General features: G+C 53.2%; 21 protein-coding genes. 16 read left to right on the top strand and 5 right to left on the bottom strand.

Annotated features, from left to right (window positions below; genetic code table 11):
- Positions 1-28 precede the first annotated feature (28 nt).
- The 6 genes from L579_RS21240 to ruvX all read left to right on the top strand — a co-directional run bounded on the left by L579_RS21240 (position 29) and on the right by ruvX (position 4,233).
- Complete coding sequence (locus L579_RS21240; RefSeq protein WP_152521918.1) at positions 29-541, top strand: SprT family zinc-dependent metalloprotease; 513 nt, start codon at positions 29-31, stop codon at positions 539-541.
- Positions 542-616: 75 nt separating this feature from the next.
- On the top strand, positions 617-1,324 hold the full coding sequence (gene endA / locus L579_RS21235; RefSeq protein WP_021186205.1) for a deoxyribonuclease I: 708 nt from the start codon (positions 617-619) through the stop codon (positions 1,322-1,324).
- Positions 1,325-1,398: 74 nt separating this feature from the next.
- Positions 1,399-2,130, top strand: a complete 732-nt coding sequence (gene rsmE, locus L579_RS21230) for a 16S rRNA (uracil(1498)-N(3))-methyltransferase (RefSeq protein WP_036627824.1) — start codon at positions 1,399-1,401, stop codon at positions 2,128-2,130.
- A gap of 91 nt (positions 2,131-2,221) precedes the next feature.
- A complete protein-coding gene (gene gshB, locus L579_RS21225; protein ID WP_013510368.1) occupies positions 2,222-3,166 on the top strand; it encodes a glutathione synthase in 945 nt (314 codons plus the stop codon).
- Positions 3,167-3,253: 87 nt separating this feature from the next.
- The gene (locus L579_RS21220) at positions 3,254-3,817 is read left to right on the top strand and encodes a YqgE/AlgH family protein (protein WP_036627821.1); all 564 of its coding nucleotides are present in this window, start codon (positions 3,254-3,256) and stop codon (positions 3,815-3,817) included.
- On the top strand, positions 3,817-4,233 hold the full coding sequence (gene ruvX / locus L579_RS21215; RefSeq protein WP_021186202.1) for a Holliday junction resolvase RuvX: 417 nt from the start codon (positions 3,817-3,819) through the stop codon (positions 4,231-4,233). The genes L579_RS21220 and ruvX overlap by 1 nt, the downstream gene beginning before the upstream one ends.
- A 4-nt stretch (positions 4,234-4,237) precedes the next feature.
- Here the strand turns inward: ruvX and L579_RS21210 are convergent, their stop codons facing one another.
- Complete coding sequence (locus L579_RS21210; protein ID WP_021186201.1) at positions 4,238-5,230, bottom strand: type IV pilus twitching motility protein PilT; 993 nt, start codon at positions 5,228-5,230, stop codon at positions 4,238-4,240.
- Between the two features lie 16 nt (positions 5,231-5,246).
- On the opposite strand from L579_RS21210, the gene L579_RS21205 reads away from it, so the two are divergent.
- From L579_RS21205 to hemW, 4 genes are read left to right on the top strand one after another with little or no spacing between them, the layout of a single operon-like run.
- The gene (locus tag L579_RS21205; protein WP_021186200.1) at positions 5,247-5,954 is read left to right on the top strand and encodes a YggS family pyridoxal phosphate-dependent enzyme; all 708 of its coding nucleotides are present in this window, start codon (positions 5,247-5,249) and stop codon (positions 5,952-5,954) included.
- Positions 5,955-5,966: 12 nt separating this feature from the next.
- Positions 5,967-6,521, top strand: a complete 555-nt coding sequence (locus L579_RS21200; RefSeq protein WP_021186199.1) for a YggT family protein — start codon at positions 5,967-5,969, stop codon at positions 6,519-6,521.
- Between the two features lie 20 nt (positions 6,522-6,541).
- A complete protein-coding gene (locus tag L579_RS21195) occupies positions 6,542-7,135 on the top strand; it encodes an XTP/dITP diphosphatase (RefSeq protein ID WP_021186198.1) in 594 nt (197 codons plus the stop codon).
- On the top strand, positions 7,128-8,267 hold the full coding sequence (gene hemW, locus L579_RS21190; protein WP_021186197.1) for a radical SAM family heme chaperone HemW: 1,140 nt from the start codon (positions 7,128-7,130) through the stop codon (positions 8,265-8,267). The genes L579_RS21195 and hemW overlap by 8 nt, the downstream gene beginning before the upstream one ends.
- Before the next feature lie 51 nt (positions 8,268-8,318).
- Here hemW and L579_RS21185 read toward each other — a convergent pair whose 3' ends face one another.
- Entirely contained in the window at positions 8,319-9,053 is a 735-nt protein-coding gene (locus L579_RS21185) for a GntR family transcriptional regulator (RefSeq protein WP_021186196.1), read from the bottom strand.
- Positions 9,054-9,553: 500 nt separating this feature from the next.
- Here L579_RS21185 and tkt point away from each other — a divergent pair, with 500 nt between their 5' ends.
- From tkt to L579_RS21165, 4 genes are all read left to right on the top strand, one after another.
- Positions 9,554-11,548, top strand: a complete 1,995-nt coding sequence (gene tkt, locus L579_RS21180) for a transketolase (RefSeq protein ID WP_021186195.1) — start codon at positions 9,554-9,556, stop codon at positions 11,546-11,548.
- A 33-nt stretch (positions 11,549-11,581) separates the two neighbouring features.
- Positions 11,582-12,043: a PTS sugar transporter subunit IIA gene (locus L579_RS21175; protein WP_021186194.1), complete on the top strand. Its 462-nt coding sequence runs from the start codon at positions 11,582-11,584 to the stop codon at positions 12,041-12,043.
- Positions 12,044-12,078: 35 nt separating this feature from the next.
- Complete coding sequence (locus L579_RS21170; protein WP_021186193.1) at positions 12,079-12,351, top strand: PTS sugar transporter subunit IIB; 273 nt, start codon at positions 12,079-12,081, stop codon at positions 12,349-12,351.
- Positions 12,352-12,437: 86 nt separating this feature from the next.
- Positions 12,438-13,814, top strand: a complete 1,377-nt coding sequence (locus L579_RS21165) for a PTS ascorbate transporter subunit IIC (protein WP_021186192.1) — start codon at positions 12,438-12,440, stop codon at positions 13,812-13,814.
- An 80-nt stretch (positions 13,815-13,894) separates the two neighbouring features.
- Here the strand turns inward: L579_RS21165 and L579_RS21160 are convergent, their stop codons facing one another.
- The 3 genes from L579_RS21160 to trmB all read right to left on the bottom strand — a co-directional run bounded on the left by L579_RS21160 (position 13,895) and on the right by trmB (position 15,770).
- Positions 13,895-14,611: a YggN family protein gene (locus tag L579_RS21160; RefSeq protein WP_021186191.1), complete on the bottom strand. Its 717-nt coding sequence runs from the start codon at positions 14,609-14,611 to the stop codon at positions 13,895-13,897.
- A 112-nt stretch (positions 14,612-14,723) separates the two neighbouring features.
- Entirely contained in the window at positions 14,724-15,050 is a 327-nt protein-coding gene (locus L579_RS21155; protein ID WP_021186190.1) for a YggL family protein, read from the bottom strand.
- Positions 15,051-15,770, bottom strand: a complete 720-nt coding sequence (gene trmB, locus L579_RS21150) for a tRNA (guanosine(46)-N7)-methyltransferase TrmB (RefSeq protein WP_021186189.1) — start codon at positions 15,768-15,770, stop codon at positions 15,051-15,053.
- Positions 15,771-15,924: 154 nt separating this feature from the next.
- On the opposite strand from trmB, the gene mutY reads away from it, so the two are divergent.
- Both mutY and L579_RS21140 read left to right on the top strand, forming a co-directional pair.
- Positions 15,925-17,010, top strand: coding sequence for an A/G-specific adenine glycosylase (mutY, locus tag L579_RS21145; protein WP_021186188.1), 1,086 nt, complete (start codon positions 15,925-15,927; stop codon positions 17,008-17,010).
- Positions 17,010-17,282: an oxidative damage protection protein gene (locus L579_RS21140; RefSeq protein ID WP_021186187.1), complete on the top strand. Its 273-nt coding sequence runs from the start codon at positions 17,010-17,012 to the stop codon at positions 17,280-17,282. The genes mutY and L579_RS21140 overlap by 1 nt, the downstream gene beginning before the upstream one ends.
- The last annotated feature ends 41 nt before the right edge of the window (positions 17,283-17,323 follow it).

Raw genomic sequence — 17,323 nt, 5'->3', positions numbered from 1 at the left:
CCCCGCGCAACGCCTTATGCTTTCCGCCATGAAAACGCCCCGCCTGCCCATCGCCATACAACAAGCCGTGATGCGCTCACTGCGCCAGTTCCTGCAACTGGCAAATGAGCGGCTGAAACGCAGCTATCCCGAACCGAAACTGATTTATCAACAACGTGGTACAGCGGCAGGCACCGCCTGGCTGGAGAAGTGGGAAATCCGTCTCAACCCGGTGTTGTTGCTGGAAAATCAACAGGCGTTTATCGACGAAGTGGTACCGCACGAACTGGCGCATCTGCTGGTATGGAAAACCTTCGGTCGCGTTGCTCCACACGGCAAAGAGTGGAAATGGATGATGGAGGAAGTGCTGGGTGTACCCGCACGCCGCACGCATCAATTCGAAATCGACTCGGTGCGCAGCCGTACCTTTGCCTACCGTTGCCGTTGCCAGCAACATCAACTCACCGTGCGCCGTCATAACCGCGTGGTGCGTGGCGAAAGTGAATATCGCTGCGTACATTGCGGTACGATATTGCAACCTGGTGAATTTTCAGCAAGTTAGTCGGTAATCTCATTTCACCGCCGGGCGCATTCTGCTAACCTGCCGCCTTTTTTCGCATCGGGTTAAGTTTGGAATATGTCTCGCAAAATTATTATCGCCCTGACCTTGTTAGTCGCTCCGCTGAGTGCCTGGAGCCTCAACCTCAATAATTACCATCAGAATAACTTCCAGCAGGCCAAAGAATACGCGGCCTCAATCAATGCCGATGCGCCCGGCAGTTTCTACTGTGGCTGCAAAATCAACTGGCAGGGCAAGAAAGGCGTACCTGACCTCAGCAGCTGTGGCTATAACGTGCGTAAAAATGCTAACCGCGCAGCCCGCATCGAATGGGAACATGTGATGCCTGCCTGGGAGTTCGGCCATCAGCGCCAGTGCTGGCAAAACGGTGGACGTAAAAATTGCAGCAAAGATGCCGATTACCGCCGCATTGAGAGCGATCTGCACAACCTTGAGCCGGCAATAGGTGAAGTGAATGGCGATCGTGGCAACTTCCAGTACAGCCAGTGGAACGGTGGTGAACAGCCCTACGGCCAGTGCAGCATGAAGATCGATTTCAAACAGAAACTGGCGCAGCCACCGGAGCGCGCCCGTGGAGCCATTGCCCGCACCTACTTTTATATGCGCGATCAATACAAACTGAGCCTGTCACGTCAGCAAACACAGCTGTTTACCGCGTGGGATAAGCAATATCCGGTGACGCCGTGGGAGTGCGAACGCGATCAACGCATCGCCAAAGTGCAGGGCAATCATAATCCTTATGTGCTTCAGGCTTGCCAGCGCTAAAACCGCTACCCTACACTAGCTGCTTTCCGATTGAGCCGTGCCGCTGGCACGGCATTAACGCTGGCAGGAACCGCATGCGTATACCTCGCATTTTTCACCCCGAACCCCTTACTGTGAACAGTGAGGTCTTCCTTGATGAAGACGCCGCCAATCACGTCGGACGCGTGCTGCGTATGAACGCAGGCCAGCGGCTAGAGCTGTTTGATGGCAGTAATCTGACTTTTGCCGCCGAAATCACCCAGGCTGATAAAAAGCGTGTAAAAGTAAGAGTCCTTGACAGTCAACAGGATGATCGCGAATCACCGCTGCATCTGCACCTTGGACAGGTGATGTCGCGCGGTGAAAAAATGGAATTCACCATCCAGAAATCCATCGAACTTGGCGTCAATGTCATTACGCCCTTGTTTTCTGAACGCTGTGGCGTAAAGCTGGATGCTGAGCGTCTGGCAAAAAAAATCCAGCAATGGCAAAAAATTGCAATTGCCGCCTGCGAGCAGTGCGGCCGTAATCGCGTGCCGGAGATTCGCGAAGCGATGACGCTGGAAGCCTGGTGCAGTGAAGCCGATGAAGGGCTAAAACTGAATTTACACCCGCGCGCCAGCCACAGTATCAATACGCTGCCCCACCCTGTTGAGCGCATCCGCCTGCTGATTGGTCCTGAAGGCGGCCTGTCGACAGAGGAGATTGCCATGACGGCACAGCACGGTTTCACTGATATTCTGTTGGGACCACGCGTGTTACGCACCGAAACCACCGCCCTCACCGCCATTACGGCACTTCAGGTGAGGTTTGGCGACCTCGGTTAAGGGATACTTTCGGGTTGTATAAAGACGCCAGCGTTAACATGGCGTCCTGACTAAGCAGGGGTAGTGAGTTCCCCCCTTTGAGGAGAGAATAATGATTAAGCTTGGCATCGTTATGGACCCGATTTCGTCCATCAACATTAAAAAAGACACCAGCTTCGCCATGTTGCTGGAAGCGCAGCGCCGTGGTTACGAAATTCATTACATGGAGATGAACGATCTCTCCCTGCGTGGCGGTGTGACGTACGCACGCACGCGCCTGCTCAGCGTCGAGCAAAACTACGATAAATGGTATGAATTTGGCAGCGAGCAAGAGATCAAACTGGCCGATCTCAATGTGGTGTTGATGCGAAAAGATCCGCCGTTCGATACCGAATTTATCTATGCCACCTACCTGCTGGAACGTGCTGAAGAGCAAGGTACGCTGATCGTCAACAAGCCGCAGAGCCTGCGTGACTGCAACGAAAAACTCTACACCGCGTGGTTTGCCGATCTCACCCCCGACACGCTGGTGACGCGCAGCAAAGAGAAATTACGCGCCTTCTGGCAGGAGCACGGCGATGTGATCCTCAAACCGCTGGATGGCATGGGTGGTGCATCGATCTTCCGCGTGAAACAGGATGATCCTAACTTCGGCGTTATCACCGAAACCCTGACCAATCACGGGCAGAACTTCTGCATGGCGCAAAACTACCTGCCAGCCATTAAAGATGGCGACAAACGTGTGTTGGTGGTTGACGGTGAACCCGTCCCTTACTGCCTGGCGCGAATTCCGCAAGGTGGCGAAACCCGTGGTAACCTGGCAGCGGGTGGCCGTGGCGAAGCTCGTCCCCTGAGCGACAGCGACTGGGAGATTGCCCGTCGCGTTGGGCCGACGCTTAAAGCGAAGGGGCTGATTTTTGTCGGTCTTGACATCATCGGTGATAAACTGACGGAAGTGAATGTGACCAGCCCGACCTGCGTGCGTGAAATTGAAGCCGCCTTCCCAATCTCCATCACCGGTATGCTGATGGATGCCATTGAGAAACGTCTGGGCTAAGGATGCCGTCGGAGCCAAGGCTCCGTGAATATCTCCAATACCGGCATTGCCGCAGCAATGCCGGTTATTTTTGGTATACGAGTGAGAATGAATTTACAGCATCATTTTTTGATTGCGATGCCATCCCTGCAAGATCCCTTCTTCAAGCGCTCGGTCGTGTACATTTGCGAGCATAACGAAGATGGTGCTATGGGCTTGATTATTAATAAGCCGATGGAGAATCTGACGGTCGAAGGCATCCTTAAAAAGCTCAAAATCAACCCATCAGATCGCGATCCAGCTATCAGGCTGGATAAACCGGTATTCGCTGGCGGCCCGCTGGCGGAGGACCGTGGCTTTATTCTGCATTCTGCACAACGCGTCTACTCCTCCAGCATTCGTATTTCAGACACCACCGTGATCACCACCTCGAGAGATGTGCTGGAAGCGATTGGTAGCAGCTCTCAACCAGAACATGTGCTGGTGGCGCTGGGGTACTGCGCCTGGGAAAAAGATCAGCTCGAAAACGAATTGCTGGAAAACGCCTGGCTCACCACACCGGCATCCAGCACCATTCTGTTCCAGACGCCGATCGCGGAACGTTGGCGTGAAGCCGCGAAATGCCTGGGTGTGGATATCCACAATATGACTAACGATGCAGGACACGCCTGATGGCCAGTGAAACGCTGCTGGGCTTTGATTTCGGCACCAAAAGTATTGGCGTTGCTGTCGGACAGCAACTGACAGGCACCGCCCGCGCGCTGGCGGCGCTTAAAGCGCAGGATGGTACGCCGGACTGGAACCTGATCGAGCGGTTACTAAAAGAATGGCAGCCCGACTACGTGGTGGTAGGTCTGCCGCTCAATATGGATGGCAGCGAACAGGAACTGACCGCGCGCGCACGTAAGTTTGCCAACCGCCTGCATGGTCGTTTTGGGGTGCGTGTTGAGTTGCAGGATGAACGCCTCAGTACCGTTGAAGCTCGTGCCGGTTTGTTCGAACGTGGTGGCTACCGCGCGCTGCAAAAAGGCGCGGTCGATTCGCAATCGGCCGTCATCATCCTCGAAGATTGGTTCGACACCCACTGATCGTTCAAATCAGCCCTGCCTGCTGTCGCGCCAGCTCGCTCTGGGCGAAGGTTTGCATTCCGGCCTGTGCGCCGGTTTGCAGTACTCCCGGCAACTGATGCATTTTCCCTTCGCGAATCAGGTTAGCTACCGCAGGCGTCGCCACCAGCACTTCAAACAATCCCACCCGCCCTCCCTGCTTTGCCGGCACCAGCCGCTGCGCCAGCACCGCTTTCAGGCTCCCTGCCAGTTGACTGCGCACCAGGTTTTTTTCCTCGGCGGGAAACACGTCCACCAACCGGTCCACTGCCTGAGTCGCACCACGCGTATGCAAGGTTGCCAGCACCAGATGGCCAGTCTCAGCCGCCGTTAATGCCAGGCGGATAGTTTCGCTATCGCGCAGTTCACCTAACAGAATCACATCCGGGTCCTCGCGCAGCGCCGCCTTCAGTCCCTGACGGAACGAAGCACAGTGCGCCCCAACTTCACGCTGTTGAATCAGCGAACGCAGGCTGTGATGAATAAACTCGATGGGATCTTCCAGCGTGAGAATGTGGCGTGACTGCGCACGGTTCAGGCTATCGACCAGCGCCGCCAGTGTGGTGGATTTGCCACTGCCGGTTGCTCCGGTGATGAGAATCAATCCCTCCTCCAGCAGAAGCAATTGCTCAACAACCGGCGGCAACCCCAGGCTGTCGATTGCCGGTACCTGACTGGCAATCAACCGCAAGGCCAGGGACAAACCGTGCCGTTGGAGAAACAGATTGGCGCGCAGTCGCACGCCACTTGCCAATGTGATGGCAAAATCGACGTGCCCCTCTGCTTCCAGCGCCGTCTGCTGCGCGGTATCCAGCCACTGCATCATAAAGGCTTCCAGCCAGGCCGGTTCCAGTGCGGATTGCTCCGGGATGGGCTCCAGCACCCCTTGCCGTCGCCAGTGTGGCAAATGTCCGCTGCAAAGGTGCAGATCGGCGGCGTTATGCTTTACACTAAGGGCCACAACTTTATCCAAATCCATAGAAATTCTCCTGACTATGACTTCCATTGAGCACAACTTACAGCAAGTACGCGAGCGTATCGCCGCTGCTGCCGCGCGTTGCGGACGCGCTCCAGAAGAAATTACGCTGCTTGCAGTGAGTAAAACCAAACCTGTGAGTGCGGTCGAAGAAGCCATTGCTGCCGGACAGCGGGCGTTTGGCGAAAATTACGTGCAGGAAGGGGTTGAAAAAGTCACCACGCTGGCCGCACATCCTGAACTGCAATGGCACTTCATTGGCCCATTGCAATCGAACAAAAGTCGCCAGGTGGCGGAGCATTTTGGCTGGTGCCATACCGTGGATCGTCAGCGCATTGCGCAACGTCTTAATGACCAGCGCCCGGCGCACCTGCCGCCACTTAATGTGTTAATTCAGGTAAATATCAGTGACGAGAACAGCAAATCTGGCATCATGCTGGAGGCGCTGCCGACGTTGGCACAGGAGATTTCTGCCTTGCCGCAGCTACGTTTGCGCGGCCTGATGGCGATTCCGGCACCGGAACAGGATTATGATCGCCAGTTGGCGGTCTGCCAGCAAATGGCTGCCGCGTTTCGCGCCCTGCAACAGAATTACCCTGACGTCGATACGCTTTCTCTGGGAATGAGCGACGACATGGAAGCGGCCATCGCCGCTGGCAGTACTATGGTGCGTATCGGCACCGCCGTATTTGGCGCGCGGGATTATGCGCGCACTTCACAACAATAATTGAGGAACCTCATGTTAACAATGACGTTTTTAGTCAAAACGCTGATCGACCTGTACGTGATGGTCTTGCTGCTGCGCATCTGGATGCAGTGGTCACGCTGTGACTTCTACAACCCGCTGTCGCAGTTTGTCGTGAAGATTACCCAGCCAATTATCAAACCACTGCGCCGCGTATTACCGGCATTAGGGCCGATTGATACCGCCTCGTTACTGCTGGCGTTTGTGCTGACCACCCTGAAATACCCGATTCTGCTGTTGATTCAGGTAGGCGTGTTCTCGGTAGATCCAACCAACCTGTTGGTTGGCCTGTTATCACTGCTGAAGTCAGCCGGTTATCTGGTGTTCTGGGTAATTATCATTCGTTCACTGATGAGCTGGATCAGCCAGGGCCGCGGTCCCATTGATTATGTGCTGATCCAACTGACTGAACCGCTGATGGCACCGATTCGTCGCATTTTGCCAGCTATGGGCGGTATCGATTTTTCTGCCATGATTGTCATTCTGGTGCTGTATGCGCTGAATTTCCTCGGCATGGACCTGTTCCCGGGTCTTTGGTATTTGCTGTAATTCGTTAATCTGGAACTGTTATGCAAAAAGTTGTTCTCGCCACCGGTAATCCGGGCAAAGTTCGTGAACTGGCCGACCTGCTGGCGGCCTTTGGTCTGGATATCGTGGCGCAAACCGAGTTAGGTGTAGAGTCAGCGGATGAAACTGGTCTGACTTTTATTGAAAACGCCATTCTCAAAGCCCGCCATGCCGCGCAAATCACCGGCCTGCCTGCGATTGCCGACGACTCCGGTCTGGCGGTCGACGCCCTCGGCGGCGCGCCGGGTATCTACTCTGCCCGCTATGCCGGTCTTGATGCCAGCGATCAGCAGAACCTCGACAAATTGCTGATTACGCTGGAAAACGTGCCAGACGGCGAACGTCAGGCGCAGTTCCACTGCGTGCTGGTTTACGTGCGTCACGCGGCCGACCCTACGCCTCTGGTATTCCACGGTAGCTGGGCCGGTGAAATCACGCGTGCTGCCGCGGGTGCAGGCGGTTTTGGCTATGACCCGATTTTCTATGTACCCGAATTAGGCAAAACGGCGGCTGAGCTGAGTAAAGATGAAAAGCGCGCTGTTTCTCACCGTGGCAAAGCATTGACGCTGTTACTGGATGCGATGCGCAATGCCTGATTTACCACCGTTAAGCCTGTACATCCACATTCCGTGGTGTGTACAAAAATGTCCCTACTGTGATTTCAACTCCCACGCATTGAAAGGCGAGGTGCCGCACATCGAGTATGTGCAGCACCTGCTGAACGATCTTGAGCAGGATTTACCGCTGACCAGCGGGCGCGAAGTCCGTACCATCTTTATTGGTGGTGGTACGCCAAGTCTGTTAAGCAGCAACGCGATGCAAATGTTGATGGATGGCGTACGTGCGCGGCTACCGCTGGCGCCCGATGCCGAAATCACCATGGAAGCCAACCCTGGTACGGTAGAAGCCGACCGCTTCAGCGGTTATCAGCAAGCCGGGATTAACCGAATTTCAATTGGTGTGCAGAGTTTCAGTCCGCAAAAACTGGAGCGTCTCGGACGTATTCACGGTCCGGAAGAAGCAAAACGCGCGGCACATCTTGCCGCCGGCCTTGAGTTACGCAGCTTCAACCTCGATTTGATGCACGGTCTGCCAGACCAGTCGTTGGAAGAAGCGCTCGACGATCTGCGCCAGGCGATTGCCTTAAATCCACCTCATCTGTCGTGGTATCAGCTGACCATTGAGCCAAATACGTTGTTTGGCTCACGCCCGCCAGTGCTGCCGGATGATGACGCGCTGTGGGATATCTTCGAACAAGGCCATCAGTTGCTGACCGCCGCGGGTTATCAGCAATATGAAACGTCGGCCTATGCGAAGCCCGGCTATCGCTGTGAGCATAACCTCAACTACTGGCGCTTCGGTGATTACCTCGGTATTGGTTGTGGTGCGCATGGCAAACTGACACAGCCGGATGGCCGCATTGTCCGTACCGTAAAAACCCGTCATCCGCGTGGTTTTATGAAAGGTAATTACCTCGATAAACAGCATGATGTCGCAGATGCCGACAAACCGTTTGAGTTCTTTATGAATCGCTTCCGTCTGCTGGAAGCGGCACCGCGCGCCGATTTCCGCCGCTACACCGGGTTGGATGAGGCAGTGATTCGTCCACAGATCGATGCAGCGATCGCAGCAGGATATGTGCTGGAAACGGAGCAACATTGGCAGATTACGGAGAAAGGTAAGTTGTTCCTGAACTCGCTGCTGGAGTTGTTTTTAGCTGAAGAGTAGCCCCGACTTAGCGGCGCGATTTATCGCGCGTGTTTAAAAACGCGCGATAAATCAGCCTCTCTCGGTATTTTGTCGTAGCTGAAGCAGGTTGGTGTTAATCAGCGCGATATTCACTTCGCACGGTGTACCATCATCCAGATAGACGGTTTCACTGATCTCCAGCACGGCATCGTTCTCTTTCAAATTCAGCAGATTAAGCTGATCAGCATCGGTTAAGTTGATAGCGCTCAGGTTCTGATCCCTGCGCTGCACTTTCTTCCCGGTGAGCTGTTCAATATACGAGTATTTGGAGATCTCCAGCTTGCTGAATTCCATGCTGCTAAACATGGTGACCGGCAAATGAATATGTTCCAGCGCCACCGGAATATCATCAAAGCACATTAAACGGACGATTTTATACACCTGATCGCTGTTCTTAATGCGTAACGACTGTGCCATATCTGGCGTTGGCACCTTCATGATGCTGACGGTGATAACTTTTCTGACGCCCTTAAAACCTTTTTTCTGTGCCTGATAATCAAAAGGTGACAGCGCATGAAAACGGCCAGAATGGTTACTTTTGCCAATCGAGCCAACAAACAGACCTGAGCCTTTCACCCGGTAAATTCGCTGCTGTTCAATCAAAATTCTGGTTGCTTCGCGCACCGTCGCGCGGGTGATGCCGATGTTCTTGGCTATCGCGATTTCGGTGTCGAGCTTATCGCCAGGCAGAAGCCCATCCTCTTTGATTTTGCGGAGGATGTAATCGACAACCTCTTTCTGCTTCTCAGTAATGCCATCGACCATCAACGTTGTTCCCGATAAGTGTAAGACCCGACAACCGCGAGCCATCAGTGCACATGTATGCCTGAGTTTATTTTCTTCGCACCAGCCTGACCGTATGAGGATGTGATCCAGTTAACGAATTTGCACTCCCGCTCAGGGTGTCCAGCCAGATTTGAATCTTACATATTGTATCTGTACACGTCCAGGTGCATCATCAAGATGACTAGACACATTAAACATGTATAGACTTAATCAGGCAACCAGAAAACCCGATTGATATAAAATAAAAATCAGGATGCCTGCATAACAAATCAAATCAACATAATGATATTTATCATTATTTATTTAGATGCTGTGACTTCCCAGCCGAAAGCAGGTTGACGGTGGGAACCTCTTCACGCATCACGACAGGGTGCCACACCAGGGGCAGCCACCGGGAAGTGACTGGACATCTTTTACCACCGACCCAGCGATGACAGTCAGGATTTCTGCATAAAACAGCGCTAAAGCGAGATCAGTTCATGGTAAATAGAGAGTTAGCAAACGCGATTCGATTTCTGAGCATTGATGCGATCCAGCAAGCCAATTCAGGGCATCCTGGCGCGCCAATGGGAATGGCGGATATTGCCGAAGTGGTATGGCGTCACCACTTACGCCACAACCCCAAAAACCCACAGTGGTTCAACCGCGATCGCTACGTTCAGTCCAACGGACACGGCTCCATGCTGCTTTATTCCTTGCTGCATCTGACTGGCTATGATGTGACCATTGAAGACATCCGTCAGTTTCGTCAGTTGCATTCCCGCACGCCAGGACACCCCGAATACGGTTATACACCCGGCGTAGAAACCACCACCGGCCCACTTGGCCAGGGCGTGGCGAATGCCGTCGGGATGGCGATTGCCGAAAAAGGGCTGGCGGCACAGTTCAATAAACCGGATTTCGCGCTGGTCGATCATTACACCTGGCTGTTTTTAGGCGATGGCTGCCTGATGGAAGGGATCTCCCATGAGGCATGTGGCCTGGCAGGCACTTTGCAACTCGGCAAACTGATTGCCGTCTGGGACGACAACGGCATCTCGATTGATGGTCATGTGGAAGGCTGGTTCTCGGAAGATACCGCCGCCCGCTTCCGCGCTTATGGCTGGCATGTGATTGAAGGTATCGACGGACATGATGCAGCAGCAGTAGATGCTGCGGTGCGTGAAGCCAAAGCCGTCACCGACAAACCCAGCCTGCTATGTTGCAAAACCATCATTGGTTTTGGTTCACCGAATAAAGCCAACAGCCACGATTGCCACGGCTCAGCCCTTGGCAGCACAGAAGTCGCGTTGGTGCGTGAAGCCCTGAACTGGCCGCATGCGCCTTTTGAAATTCCCGCTGCCATCTACCAGGCCTGGGATGCAATCGAGCAGGGTGGAAAAAACCAGCAAGAGTGGGATCACCTGTTTGCCGCTTATCAACAGCGCTGGCCGGAGCTGGCGGCGGAATTTAGCCGCCGTATGCAGGGTGAGCTGCCTGCCAACTGGGCACAGGACATGGACAGCTACATCGCCGGATTGCAGGCAACGCCAGCTAATCTTGCTACGCGTCAGGTCAGCCAAAAGTGCCTGAACCATTTTGCCGATTTACTGCCGGAACTGCTGGGTGGATCAGCGGATTTGTCACCCTCAAACCTGACCCGCCAGCAAACCTCTGTCGATTTCAGCGCTGAAAACCCGGCGGGAAATTACATCTCATACGGTGTGCGTGAATTCGGTATGTCAGCCATCATGAATGGCCTGGCGCTGCATGGTGGTTTTATCCCCTACGGCGGCACTTTCCTGATGTTTATGGAGTACGCACGCAATGCGGTGCGTATGGCGGCGCTGATGAAAATCCGTTCGGTCTTCGTCTATAGCCACGACACCATCGGTTTGGGCGAAGATGGCCCAACCCACCAACCGGTGGAACAATTAGCTTCGCTGCGACTGACACCCAATATGGAAACCTGGCGTGGTTGCGACCAGGTTGAGGTCGCGGTGGCATGGCGTCAGGCGATTGAACGCCAAAACGGACCAAGCGCGCTGATCCTTACCCGACAACCGCTTGAGCAGCAACCGCGTTCGGCGGCCCAGGTGGCGGATATTTCCCGTGGTGGTTATGTTCTTATCGATTGTGATGGCAAGCCCGAGTTGTTGCTGATCTCATCCGGTTCAGAAATCGAGTTGGTGGTTGCCGCCGCTAAAGTGCTGCGCGAAGAAGGCCGCAAAGTGCGGGTGGTTTCCCTGCCCTGTACCGAGCGTTTCGATCAACAGGACGAACAATATAAAGAATCGGTACTACCGAAAGACGTGCGTCAACGTCTGGCGGTGGAAGCCAGCATCGAAGGATTCTGGCAGCGGTACACCGGTCTGGATGGGAAAGTGATTGGCATGAAATCATTTGGTGAGTCAGCACCGGCCAACGTCCTGTTCAAACATTTTGGCTTTACGGTGGAGAATGTCCTTGAGACCGCCCGTAGCCTGCTGAAGTAAACACCGAATACGACTTTAATTCAGGATATAACTATGTCGAATCTGTCAAAGTGGCTAAATGAGGAAAAGATCCAATACCTGGAAAATGTCTCTGACTGGAAAGAGGCAATTCAGGTTGCAGGACGCCCACTGCTGAATGAAGGCGCCATTTCTCAGCAATATATTGATGTCATCATTCAGCAAAAAGAGGACATTGGTCCCTACTTTGTTATCGCACCACGTATCGCTATGCCCCACGCGCGCCCTGAACAGGGAGCGCAAAAACTGGGGTTATCGATTGTCAAACTGGGCCATGCCGTTAAATTCGATGCGGATGAAAATGATCCGGTTGATGCTATTTTTATGTTCTCAGCACCGGACAGTAACAGCCATATTGAAATGATTTCGCAACTGGCTGAAGTCCTTTCCGATGACGAGACGATGGGGCGATTATTCAACGCAGGTAGTAAAGAAGAATTGAGCGCCATTTTACTGGCAGATAAGGCTGTTAATTAAGAAAACCATTCAGAATACGAATCAAGAGGTGTTATATGAAAATTATGGCGGTTTGTGGCTCAGGCCTGGGAAGCAGTTTTATGATGGAAATGAACATTAAAAAAGTTCTTAAAGCCATCGAAATCACAGCGGATGTCGAACATTCCGATCTGGGTTCAGTTACCCCGGATGTTGCTGATGTTTTTGTGATGGGTAAAGACATTGCCTACAGTGCGAACCTGCCTGAGGATAAAGTCATCATCATCAATAACATCATTGACATTAAAGAGCTTGAGCTAAAGATCCGCGAATATTTTAATAAAGCCTGACTCAACCTTCTCTACCCTTAATAATTCAGGTTGCAACCAGGGTATATGCAACCTGAAAAAATAGAACGCTTACCGCTGAGGTTAATATGTTTATCCAAAACCTTTTATTGGTAGTTGTCGACGTGCTGAAAGTGCCTTCAATCCTCGTAGGGTTAGTGGCTTTATTTGGTCTGGTCGCGCAAAGAAAACCGTTCCCGGATGTGATTAAAGGCACGGTAAAAACGATTCTGGGCTTCTTAGTACTGGCAGGTGGTGCCTCCGTACTGGTTGGTTCACTGACGCCACTCGGTGATATCTTCAAGCAGGCATTTGATGTACAGGGAATTATCCCTAACAACGAAGCGATGGTTTCCATTGCACTGGAAAAATACGGCGCGCCCACCACGCTGATTATGGCGTTTGGTATGGTGGCGAATATTGTGGTTGCCCGCTTTACCCGCCTGAAATATATCTACCTTTCCGGTCATGTGACATTTTACATGGCCTGTATGGTGGCAATTATTCTGTCGGTGGCCGGCTTCGAAGGTGTCCAGCTTATTTACACCGGTTCACTGGCACTCGGCATGTTGATGGCATTTTTCCCGGCGCTGGCTCAGCCGCATATGCGTAAAATCATCGGCCATGACCAGGTCGCGTTAGCCCATACCGGCACGGTGGGTTACGTGTTGTCTGGCTGGATTGGTTCATTAGTCGGTAAAGGTTCAAAATCTACCGAAGAGATGAACATGCCAAAAAACCTGAGTTTTTTGCGTGACAGCACCATCTCTATTTCCCTGACGATGATGATTATCTATTTTATTCTGTCCGTTTCTGCGGGCAAAGAGTATGTGGAAAGCCATTTCAGTCATGGTCAGAACTATCTGGTCTACTCATTCGTGCAGGCGATCACCTTCGCGGCTGGCGTATTTATTATTCTGCAAGGCGTTCGTTTAATTCTGGCAGAAATCGTCCCGGCGTTTACCGGTTTCTCTGAGAAGCTGGTACCAAATGCACGCCCGGCACTCGACTGTCCGATTGTATTCCCTTACGCGCCGAATGCGGTACTGGTTGGCTTTATTTCCAGCTTCGTTGGGGGTCTGGTTGGATTATTTATCCTCGGCCAGCTGAAATGGGTATTAATTCTGCCAGGCGTAGTGCCTCACTTCTTCTGCGGTGCCACCGCCGGGGTATTCGGTAATGCGACCGGAGGTAAACGTGGTGCAATGCTCGGTGCGTTCGCACATGGTGTATTAATTACCTTCCTGCCGGTAGCGCTGTTACCAGTACTGGGCGCGTTGGGATTAACCAACACCACCTTCTCGGATACCGACTTTGGTGTCACCGGGATCATCCTCGGCAATATGGCCCGATATATGGACAAGGGCACCATCACTATGGTGATTACCGGGATTTTCGCTCTGCTGGTTATTTATAACTTTGCCACCAGCAATAAGGCCGTGGCAAAAGAAGTGAAAGGCGAATAAAACTTATCACTGAAAAGTAGCGGCGCGATTTATCGCGCAGTGTCGAAAAAAACCGTGCGATAAATCGCGCCGCTACGAAATTAACCTTTAAAACCTTGTACCAGACCTTTACGCTGCCCTTCCAGATCCGTCACACGATTACATACTTCATGACCAAAATTCTGGAAATCCTGCTCCTGCTTGTTCCACTCGGTTTGAATCGACTGTTGTAAACCACCAAGATTGCCCATCAGCGCCTGCAATGGGTTATTGCCGCCGCCTGTCTGCTGGCTACCCAGCTCGTTCAGGCTGTCCTGTAAGATGCCGCCCATAGTGCTTTGCACCAGCTTTTCACCGTCGGCACGCACCTGATCAATGGCCTGATGATGGAAAGTCAGACCATCATTGCGATGTTCGATAATGCGGTTCATCTGCTGCTTAAGCTGACCATCCAGCTTAGTAAGACGATTACGCACGTTGCTGTTTGGCCCCAGCTTCTCGACAATCACCTGATCCAACGCAACGCGGCTACGCTCCAGTCGTGTGCTGGCACCTTGATCGATCCAGGGCAAGTCACGGCGCAACGCATTTTGATAGTTGATCGCTTTCTGGCGCGTCGCGTTATCAACGCTAACTTTCTGACCATTGAACTGCACGTCACCCTGCGGCGAGATTTCGAGGTTGCCGTTCTCTCCCACCACCTGCACGCTCTGCGGCTTAATAATCACATCATCTTGTGGCTTAACGCTGCATTCATAAGCAGCCTGAGCCTGTGTCGCCGCCAGCAATAATGCGGCGAGAAGCGCTTTACGAACCATGAAATCTCCTGCGTCCATTTGCGGAACCGTAGCGGCGCGATTTATCGCGCACGGAACTGCGCGAAAATCGCGCCGCTACGGGGTGTACCGATAAGTACCGTCTACAGGATTCTTAGTCCCACCACACATCAAAGAGTTCAGTCACCTGCACGTCTGTCAGGCCACGATCCTGTAACCATTTGCGAACCAGTTCACGATGCTCATCGGTGCACTTGCCAGTTTGTTGCAGGCACACCAACCCTTCCCAGACCAGGTAACCGCTACCATCGTAAGCCAGACCATTTGGATCAATCACTTCATTGATGAAAGCATCCAACGTGCTGTCAATTTGCTCCTCGCTGGTACCTTCGGCAAAACGCCAGGCAACGGAGAAACCCAGTTCCTGAAACTCATCAATATGCAATTTTTTACGTAAACGACGGCTGCGCTGTGTGGCCATTTATTTCACCCTCTCAAACATCAGATCCCAAACGCCGTGGCCCAGTCGCTGCCCGCGTTGCTCAAATTTGGTTAACGGACGCGTCTCCGGACGCGGCACGTAATCATGACTTGCAGACAGGTTTTGATAACCCTGAATGCTGCTCATTACTTCCAGCATGTGCTGGGCGTAGGCTTCCCAGTCGGTCGCCATATGGAAGACACCGCCCAACTTCAGCTTACGCATGACCAGCTCAGCAAACGGTACCTGAACGATACGACGTTTGTTGTGGCGCGCTTTATGCCAGGGGTCCGGGAAGAACAACTGCACCATGCGCAACGAGTTATCCGGAATCATCTTCTCCAGCACTTCAACGGCGTCGTGACACATCACGCGCAGGTTTTCCACGCCCGCTTCTTTTGCTGAACCCAGACACGCACCAACACCTGGCGCATGAACTTCAATGCCGAGGAAGTTCTGATGCGGGTTATTTTTCGCCATCGTCACTAACGAGGCTCCCATACCAAAACCAATTTCCAGCACCAGCGGCGCATCGCGGCCGAACAGCGCGGTCAAATCCAGCGGTTCCGGCTGATACTCGACGCCCATCTCCGGCCAGTATTGATCGAGTGCCAGCTGCTGCCCTTTGGTTAAGCGCCCCTGGCGGCGCACAAAACTGCGGATACGGCGCAATGGCCGCCCGTTCTCATCAAATTCTGGGGTGATGACGTCATTAATCATGTCAAAGCCTGTTGATTAGCGTGTTCAGGGAAACGCGCATTATGCAAAGTTCAATAGCAGAAGCAAGCCTTTGCAAACTTCCGGTTTACACCCTGATGTCTCTATGCTGGAATTCCTGCCTGAGTGTAGAGTAACCACGGAAAATTTCCTTCTTATGATGCAAGCGCCGCAGTTCGCGCAACAGGTGCTGGACTGGTATCAGCGCTTTGGTCGCAAAACCCTGCCCTGGCAGCAGGAGAAAACGCCCTACAAAGTATGGCTCTCCGAAGTGATGTTGCAGCAGACCCAGGTTGCCACCGTCATTCCCTATTTTGAACGCTTTATGGCGCGCTTCCCCACGGTTGCCGATCTGGCGGCTGCGCCACTGGATGAGGTGCTGCATCTGTGGACCGGTCTGGGCTATTACGCCCGTGCGCGTAACCTGCACAAAGCGGCAAAGCAGGTGGTGGATAAGCACGCTGGTGAGTTCCCGCGTAACTTTGATGACGTGGCCGCGTTACCGGGTGTTGGCCGCTCAACCGCGGGGGCGATATTGTCGCTGTCGCTGGGACTGCACTTCCCCATCCTCGATGGCAACGTTAAACGCGTGCTGGCGCGCTGCTACGCTGTAGCAGGCTGGCCGGGGAAAAAGGAAGTCGAGAAGCGGCTATGGCAACTGAGCGAAGAAGTAACGCCAGCACAGGGCGTCAGCCAGTTTAATCAGGCGATGATGGATCTCGGCGCGTTAGTGTGTACCCGCTCACGTCCGAAGTGTGAGATTTGCCCGCTTAGCAGCGGCTGTGTCGCATATGCCAATGCCAGTTGGGCCAACTATCCCGGCAAAAAACCTAAGCAGACGCTGCCCGAACGCAGTGGCTGGTTTCTGATGATGCAACACGGTGATGATGTCTGGCTGGAACAACGCCCCCCCGTGGGCCTGTGGGGCGGCCTGTTCTGCTTCCCGCAATTCACCACCGAACAGGCGATGACCGACTGGCTGGCAGAACGTGGTGTTCACGCCAGACCGCAGCAGCTCACTGCATTTCGCCATACTTTCAGCCATTTCCATCTGGATATTGTGCCTATGTGGCTGGCATGGCCTTCGTCCGGGTCGCTGATGGATGAAGCAGGCGGTCTCTGGTATAACTTAGCGCAACCACCGTCAGTGGGTCTGGCTGCGCCGGTCGAGCGCCTGTTGCATGAACTGCGACATCCCCAGCAACTGGCACTGCATACGCGAGTGACCGAAGAGGAAGAGTAATGAGCCGCACTATTTTTTGTACTTATCTGCAACGCGACGCTGAAGGTCAGGACTTTCAGCTCTATCCTGGCGAGCTGGGTAAGCGCATCTACAACGAAATCTCCAAAGAGGCCTGGCAGCAATGGATGGCCAAGCAGACCATGCTGATCAACGAGAAAAAACTCAACATGATGAACCCAGGCGATCGCAAAGTGCTGGAACAGGAGATGGTGAATTTCCTGTTTGAAGGCAAAGATGTGCACATTGAAGGTTACACACCGCCGGAAAAATAAACTTTCTGGGCCTCACCTTGAGGCCCTTTTCAGGTCAGGCT

Origin of the sequence: Pantoea sp. AS-PWVM4 (genome assembly GCF_000468095.1) — a bacterium.
Lineage (GTDB): Bacteria > Pseudomonadota > Gammaproteobacteria > Enterobacterales > Enterobacteriaceae > Pantoea > Pantoea phytobeneficialis.
This window is presented reverse-complemented; position numbering and strand designations above follow the sequence as displayed.

Bases quoted from the DNA above. Each gene is read 5' to 3' on its own strand.
- L579_RS21240 (WP_152521918.1), top strand. From the start codon at position 29: ATGAAAACGCCCCGCCTGCCCATCGCCATACAACAAGCCGTGATGCGC.
- endA (WP_021186205.1), top strand. From the start codon at position 617: ATGTCTCGCAAAATTATTATCGCCCTGACCTTGTTAGTCGCTCCGCTG.
- rsmE (WP_036627824.1), top strand. From the start codon at position 1,399: ATGCGTATACCTCGCATTTTTCACCCCGAACCCCTTACTGTGAACAGT.
- gshB (WP_013510368.1), top strand. From the start codon at position 2,222: ATGATTAAGCTTGGCATCGTTATGGACCCGATTTCGTCCATCAACATT.
- L579_RS21220 (WP_036627821.1), top strand. From the start codon at position 3,254: ATGAATTTACAGCATCATTTTTTGATTGCGATGCCATCCCTGCAAGAT.
- ruvX (WP_021186202.1), top strand. From the start codon at position 3,817: ATGGCCAGTGAAACGCTGCTGGGCTTTGATTTCGGCACCAAAAGTATT.
- L579_RS21210 (WP_021186201.1), bottom strand. From the start codon at position 5,230: ATGGATTTGGATAAAGTTGTGGCCCTTAGTGTAAAGCATAACGCCGCC.
- L579_RS21205 (WP_021186200.1), top strand. From the start codon at position 5,247: ATGACTTCCATTGAGCACAACTTACAGCAAGTACGCGAGCGTATCGCC.
- L579_RS21200 (WP_021186199.1), top strand. From the start codon at position 5,967: ATGTTAACAATGACGTTTTTAGTCAAAACGCTGATCGACCTGTACGTG.
- L579_RS21195 (WP_021186198.1), top strand. From the start codon at position 6,542: ATGCAAAAAGTTGTTCTCGCCACCGGTAATCCGGGCAAAGTTCGTGAA.
- hemW (WP_021186197.1), top strand. From the start codon at position 7,128: ATGCCTGATTTACCACCGTTAAGCCTGTACATCCACATTCCGTGGTGT.
- L579_RS21185 (WP_021186196.1), bottom strand. From the start codon at position 9,053: ATGGTCGATGGCATTACTGAGAAGCAGAAAGAGGTTGTCGATTACATC.
- tkt (WP_021186195.1), top strand. From the start codon at position 9,554: ATGGTAAATAGAGAGTTAGCAAACGCGATTCGATTTCTGAGCATTGAT.
- L579_RS21175 (WP_021186194.1), top strand. From the start codon at position 11,582: ATGTCGAATCTGTCAAAGTGGCTAAATGAGGAAAAGATCCAATACCTG.
- L579_RS21170 (WP_021186193.1), top strand. From the start codon at position 12,079: ATGAAAATTATGGCGGTTTGTGGCTCAGGCCTGGGAAGCAGTTTTATG.
- L579_RS21165 (WP_021186192.1), top strand. From the start codon at position 12,438: ATGTTTATCCAAAACCTTTTATTGGTAGTTGTCGACGTGCTGAAAGTG.
- L579_RS21160 (WP_021186191.1), bottom strand. From the start codon at position 14,611: ATGGTTCGTAAAGCGCTTCTCGCCGCATTATTGCTGGCGGCGACACAG.
- L579_RS21155 (WP_021186190.1), bottom strand. From the start codon at position 15,050: ATGGCCACACAGCGCAGCCGTCGTTTACGTAAAAAATTGCATATTGAT.
- trmB (WP_021186189.1), bottom strand. From the start codon at position 15,770: ATGATTAATGACGTCATCACCCCAGAATTTGATGAGAACGGGCGGCCA.
- mutY (WP_021186188.1), top strand. From the start codon at position 15,925: ATGATGCAAGCGCCGCAGTTCGCGCAACAGGTGCTGGACTGGTATCAG.
- L579_RS21140 (WP_021186187.1), top strand. From the start codon at position 17,010: ATGAGCCGCACTATTTTTTGTACTTATCTGCAACGCGACGCTGAAGGT.